The 6,225-nt window shown below is 71.1% G+C and carries 4 protein-coding genes and 1 pseudogene; 4 read left to right on the top strand and 1 reads right to left on the bottom strand.

Translation table 11 applies throughout. The features are described 5' to 3' along the window. The 3 genes and pseudogenes from ABZS66_RS30890 to ABZS66_RS30880 all read left to right on the top strand — a co-directional run. A pseudogene (locus tag ABZS66_RS30890) lies at nucleotides 1-1,475 on the top strand (hypothetical protein); the annotation flags it as partial. Nucleotides 1,476-1,497: 22 nt separating this feature from the next. Next, complete coding sequence (locus ABZS66_RS30885) at nucleotides 1,498-2,076, top strand: HD domain-containing protein (RefSeq protein ID WP_354763772.1); 579 nt, start codon at nucleotides 1,498-1,500, stop codon at nucleotides 2,074-2,076. A gap of 459 nt (nucleotides 2,077-2,535) precedes the next feature. Then, nucleotides 2,536-5,079: a glycosyl hydrolase family 18 protein gene (locus tag ABZS66_RS30880; RefSeq protein ID WP_354763770.1), complete on the top strand. Its 2,544-nt coding sequence runs from the start codon at nucleotides 2,536-2,538 to the stop codon at nucleotides 5,077-5,079. A gap of 12 nt (nucleotides 5,080-5,091) precedes the next feature. Here ABZS66_RS30880 and ABZS66_RS30875 read toward each other — a convergent pair whose 3' ends face one another. Beyond that, the gene (locus ABZS66_RS30875; protein WP_354763768.1) at nucleotides 5,092-5,439 is read right to left on the bottom strand and encodes an STAS domain-containing protein; all 348 of its coding nucleotides are present in this window, start codon (nucleotides 5,437-5,439) and stop codon (nucleotides 5,092-5,094) included. Nucleotides 5,440-5,651: 212 nt separating this feature from the next. On the opposite strand from ABZS66_RS30875, the gene ABZS66_RS30870 reads away from it, so the two are divergent. Beyond that, complete coding sequence (locus ABZS66_RS30870) at nucleotides 5,652-6,197, top strand: hypothetical protein (protein WP_354763766.1); 546 nt, start codon at nucleotides 5,652-5,654, stop codon at nucleotides 6,195-6,197. The last annotated feature ends 28 nt before the right edge of the window (nucleotides 6,198-6,225 follow it).

Genomic DNA, 6,225 nt, shown 5'->3' with positions numbered 1-6,225 from the left:
CGTCGAGCAGGCCGACGTGGGTGGTCACGTGGATGATGCTGCTGCTGGTCGCGGCGGTCGCCGTGCTCGGCTACGCGGTGAGCGCCGCCGACGTGGCCCGCCAGGACCGCGAGCTGGCCGCGCGGATCGGCACCGGCGCGCCGCGGGTGGTGTCGGTCGCCCCGGTGAGCCGGCACGAGCTGCTGCGCGCGGTCCGGGCGGCCGACCCGTCCGGCGCGTTCGCGATGGCGGTCGCGGAGCTGCCCGGCACGGGCTGGGCGGTGGACTCGTCCCGCCTGCCCGCCGTCGTCGACCAGCTGCCTTCCTACGGCTCGTTGCACCGGGCCGCGGACCTTCTGCACCCGCCGGCGCACGCCCCCGTCGTGTTCCCGGCCCGCGACGTGACCCTGGACGCCGTCGTGGCCGGCATCGACTCGGGTGAGCGCGTGCGGCTGCGGATGGTCCTCGCGTCGCTCACCGGCCCCGACACGACGACCCTCGACTTCGGCCTGCTCGACAACGGCCCGCACACGTTCACCGAGCGCGAGCGCATGTGCGACGGCGGCTGCCGCCTGGCCGGCATCAGCCTGAGCCGCGACGGTACCGGCGGCGCCGCCGACGCCTCGATCACGCTGCGGTCCCTGTCGTCGGCCGACCTGTTCGACGCGTCGCACTGGCGCGTGAGCGGCGGCGCGGTGACGGCGTCGGGCGACGGCCTGACCCTCTCGGTCGCCGGCCTGGTCGACTCGCCGGCGTGGCTGCAGCCGTCCGACGCGCCGTACCCGCTGCCGGTCGTCACCGCGGGCGCCGCGCCCGCGCAGGTGCCCGGCCTCGACGAGCGGGCCATGCCCGTCCGGGCGCTCGCGCGGTTCACCGCACTCCCCCGCGTCGGGACTGCCGGGATGCTGGCCGACCTGGAGTACGCCGACCGCGTCGCGGTCGACGCCGGCTTGGCCCGGTCGCCAGAGGTGTGGCTGAACGCGGCCGCACCGCCGGACGTGCTGGACCGCCTGGCCGCGGCCGGCCTGTCGGTGACGGGCGAGCGCACGGCCGGCTCGGTACGCGACCGCCTGGACCAGCAGGGCCCCGCACTGTCCCTCTGGTTCCACCTGTGCGCCGGGTTCCTCGCGGTGGTCCTCGCCGCGGGCGGCATCGGCCTGATCGCCGCGGTCGACCGCCGGGACCGCGCCTCCGACCGCGCGGCGCTCCGGCTCCAGGGCCTGGGCCGCGACACGGTCCGCCGGGCCGCGCTGTGGACCTATCCGGCGCTGGTCGTCGCGTCCGGGGTGTGCGGCCTGGTGGTGTCGCTGGCGGTGTGGCGCCTGACGGGCTGGGCGCTGCCGGCGTTCGGCTCCACCACGGACCTGCCCCCGCTGCCGGCGCCGCACTGGCCGTCGACGGCCGCGCTCCCGGTGAGCTGGCTGTTCGGCGTGGCCCTGCTCGTGGCGGTGGCCCTGCGCACCGGCTCACTCCGCGCGGATGATGCCGTCGGCTGACGGGTTGCCCGACAGTGTCGGTGTGTTGCCGGATACGCCCGCGGTCGCCGCCGCGCTGTCGGTGGCGGAGCGCCACTGCTCGCCCGCACTGCTCAACCACTCGGTCCGCACCTATGCGTGGGGCGCAATGTACCGCCAGGCGCACGGCATCGCCTGCGACGACGAGCTGCTCTGCGTGGGCTCGCTGCTGCACGACATCGCGCTGACACCGTCCTTCGACAGCCACACGGTGCCGTTCGAGGAGGCGGGCGGGGACCTGGCCCGGGTGTTCGCCTACGCCGCCGGCTGGCCACCCCCACGGGCCGACCGCATCGCGCAGATCATCGTCCTGCACATGCGCGACGACGTGTCAGCCGCCGCCGATCCGGAGGCGCACGTGCTGCAGGTGGCCACGAGCTGGGAGATCATCGGCCGCCACGCGGACGAGTTCCCGCCGGACGCCCGGGCCGCGACACTGCGCCGCTACCCCCGGCTGGGCTTCACGTCGGAGTTCCTGGCCGACTTCGAGGACCAGGCAGTCCGCAAGCCCCACTGCGCGGCGGCCGCATCGATCCGCCGGGACCTCGCCACCCGCATCACCCTCAACCCCCTGGACGCCTAGCTCCGCGCTCGCCCCACCTCCGCCTTGTTGTCGTGTTGAGCGAATTGCCCGCCCCACAGCGGCTGCGCGGGGTGGCGTTCCGTGATCATGGGAAACATCTGGTCGCCCTGGCAGCCGGATGTTTCCCATGATCATGGGCCAGCGTTGACGCAACCCACGAGCCACGCCGGCAGAGGGGCGGCTTTCATGATCGATGGCGGGTTCTGGCTGTCATGGCAACCAGAACCCGCCATCGATCATGGCGTCGGGTGGCTCAGGTCGCCGGGCCCAGCCTTGCCGGGTGCGCGGCGGCGGGCGTAGCCGCGGCCGTCTCGGTGATCTCGATCCGGGCAAGGGGAACCGAAGGAATTGCCGCCTACCTTTCGGCAGGCATAACAACCCTTGCGTTCAACGCATCGATGCCGCTATACCTTGAGGTCACTTTACTGTTAAGTTTATTAACGGTTGGCGGAGGGTTCTATGCGACGACGCGCTCTGCACCTCTTGTCCGCTGCGACGGCCGCCCTGGTGGCGGCCTCGGCGGCGTTCTTCGTGACGACCGCCAGCGCGGAGGTCGACCACGCGGCCTGCCGGCCCGACGGGCTCTACCAGACGCCCGGCGTCACGGTCCCCTACTGCAACGCCTACGACACCAACGGCCGGGAGACGCTCGGCGCCGACCACGGCCGGCGGATCATCGGGTACTTCACCAGCTGGCGCACCGGCAAGAACGGCGCACCGGCCTACCTCGCCAGCCAGATCCCGTGGGACAAGATCACCCACATCAACTACGCGTTCGCACACGTGGACGGCGCGAACAAGATCTCGGTCGGCACGCCCACGGCGGCCGACAACGTGTCGACGAACATGACCTGGCCGGGCGTCGCCGGGGCCGAGATGGACCCCGCGTACTCCTACACCGGGCACTTCAACCTGCTCAACAAGTACAAGAAGCAGCACCCCAACGTAAAGACGCTCATCAGCGTCGGCGGCTGGGCCGAAACCGGCGGCTACTTCGGTGACGACGGCAGCCGGGTCGACTCCGGCGGCTTCTACCGCATGACCACCACCGGAACCAACACCGTCAACACGGCCGGCATCAACACGTTCGCCGACTCCGTCGTGAGCTTCCTGCGCACGTACGGCTTCGACGGCGTCGACATCGACTACGAGTACCCGACGTCGAACAACAAGGCCGGCAACCCGCTCGACTTCGCCCAGGCGGACGCCAAGCGGGCCGGGCTCAACGCCTCCTACCACGTGCTCATGAAGACGCTGCGGGAGAAGCTCGACGCCGCCTCCGCCGCGGACGGCAAGTACTACATGGTGACCGTGGCCGCGCCCGCCTCCGGCTGGCTGCTGCGCGGCATGGAGGCCTACCAGGCGCTGCAGTACCTCGACTACGTCAACATCATGTCGTACGACCTGCACGGCGCGTGGAACCACTTCGTCGGCCCGAACGCGGCGCTCTACGACAACGGCGACGACGCGGAGCTCGCGGCCGGCGGCGTGTACGGGGCGTACCAGAACATCGGCTACCTCAACACCGACTGGGCCTACCACTACTTCCGCGGCGCCATGCAGTCCGGCCGGATCAACATCGGCGTGCCGTATTACACCCGCGGCTTCCGCGGGGTCACCGGTGGTACCAACGGATTGTGGGGCCGGGCGGCACTGCCGGACCAGACGAAGTGCCCGGCCGGCACCGGCGGGACCGTGGGCTCGACCACGCCGTGCGGCAACGGCGCGGTGGGCATCGACAACCTGTGGCACGACACGGAGCTCAACGCCGAGGTGCCGGCGGGGGCCAACCCGATGTGGCACGCCAAGAACCTGCAGGACGGGCGGCAGGGCAGCTACCTGGAGGCGTACGGCCTGACGCCGGCGACCGACCCCGAGGACCGCATCAGCGGCACCTACGCCCGCAACTACTCCAGCGCCCTGGTCGCGCCGTGGCTGTGGAACGCGCAGAAGCAGGTGTTCCTGTCCACCGAGGACGACCAGTCCATCGGCGTCAAGGCCGACTACGTGGTGAACAAGGGCATCGGCGGCGTGATGATCTGGGAGCTCGCCGGTGACTACGCCTGGAACGCCACCCGCGGCGAGTACTACATGGGCAACACCATGACGACCATCCTCTACGACAAGTTCAAGACGGCCGGCCCGTACGGCGCGAAGAAGGCCAACATCACCCTGCCCACGGCGACGCTCAACGTCGGCGTACAGGTGAGCGGCTTCGCGCTCGGCGACAACAACTACCCGATCAACCCGGAGCTGCGGCTCGTCAACAACACGGGCGCGCCGATCCCGGCCGGCGCGCAGCTGGAGTTCGACTACCCGACCACCACGCCCGGCACGCTCGGCCAGCAGTCCGGCTGGGCGTTGACCGTCGTCTCCACCGGCCACACCGGCAGCAACGTCGGCGGCCTCAAGGGCGACTTCCACCGGGTCCGGCTGACGATCCCGGCGGCGATCGCGGCCGGCTCGTTCGCCGAGGTCACGCTCAACTACCAGCTGCCGATCTCCGGCCCGTCGAACTTCACGCTCGCCTTCGGCGGCCAGACCTACGCGCTCGCGGCCGACTACGCCCGCGGCGGCACCGCGCCGACGGCGTCCCCGACGACGTCGACCAGCCCGTCGGGCGGGACCGGCACCTGCACGGCGCCGGCCTGGTCGTCGACCGCGGTCTACACGGGCGGCAACCTGGTGTCGTACAACGGCCGCACGTGGAAGGCCCAGTGGTGGACGCAGGGCGACACGCCAGGCGTCAACGCGGTCTGGGTCGACCAGGGTGCCTGCTCGGGCACCTCACCGTCGGCCTCGACGTCGGCCTCGGCCTCGCCGTCGACCAGCACCGGCACCGGCTGCGCGGGGCTGCCGGTCTGGAACTCCACGACCGCGTACAGCGGCAACACGGTCGTGCAGTACAGCAACCGCAAGTACCGCGCCAAGTGGTGGACGCAGGGTGAGAACCCGTCGACGTCCGGCCAGTGGGGCGCCTGGGAGGACCAGGGCGCCTGCTAGTCGAGTGACTCCTCAGGCGGTGCCGCGGGCACCGGCGCCGCCTGAGGCTCCAACCGGTCGCAGGTCGTCGGCCAGGCCGCGGGCGCGCAGCTCGTCGCGGACCGCGGGGCTGGCGGCCTGCAGGGCCAGCCGGCAGCGCAGCTGGTCGGCGGCGCGGCGCACGGCCAGCAGCACACCGAGGCCACCGGCGCCCATTGCCGTCACCATGCTCAGGTCGAGCAGCAGGTCGCTGGGGAACGCCGCGAGCGCGGTGGCCAGGGCCTGGTGGAACGTCCCGGCGGTCTCCTGGTCCAGCTCCCCGCGCAGCAGCAGGATGATCTGCCCCGCGGCCCGCCGATGCACCTCGAACGACAGCCCCATGACCCCGAGCCTCGCACGGCGGCGGGGACCGCGACGATCGGCGGATCGGTTTCCGGTGGGAACCGATCAGGTACCGGAAGTCCAGGACTCGGCGTCCTGCGCGCGGGATCAGGGCCTCCCTTATGGCGAAGATTCTGATGATTGTCGATCACACCCCGCCATGCGTACAGTCTGTACACAGAGCCCTACTGAACGTAACTCGGAGCGTCGGGATGAAGATCGACATTCACGCGGATCTCGTCGGAGAGCAGCTCGAACTCGCCTGGACCCTGTACGACACCGCATTCCGTCACCTCAATGCCCTCACCGTCCAGCGGCATCTCATGTACCGCGCCGAGTTCGACGCCGTGATGACCGACACGCGCGTGGAGAAGTGGCTGGCCTACTCCGACGACGGCGTACTGTTGGGTCTCGCGACGTACACGAACCAGCTCAGCGCCTGGCCCCTCATCTCCCCCGAGTACTTCGCCCGCCGCTGGCCGGCCCACTACGCGGACAACCGGATCTGGTACTGCGGCTTCGTCGCCGTCCCCGGGCACGAGCAGGGCGTCTTCGTGAGGCTCATCGAGGCGATGTACCGTCACGCCGAGGAGCACGGAGGCGTGATCTCCCTCGACATCTGCCGCCACAACATCGAGACGTATCGGCTGGACCGGGCGATCGCGGTGTGGCTGCGCCGCATCTCGGGCGGCCGGGTCCGCAGCGAGGCAGCCGACAGCCAGACGTTCATGACCTACGAGACGGCCCCGGCGGCCTGATCCACGACCCCGCGAGGCTCCTACCACC

Origin of the sequence: Dactylosporangium sp. NPDC005572, from assembly GCF_040605515.1 — a bacterium.
Taxonomy (GTDB): Bacteria; Actinomycetota; Actinomycetes; order Mycobacteriales; family Micromonosporaceae; genus Dactylosporangium.
This window is presented reverse-complemented; position numbering and strand designations above follow the sequence as displayed.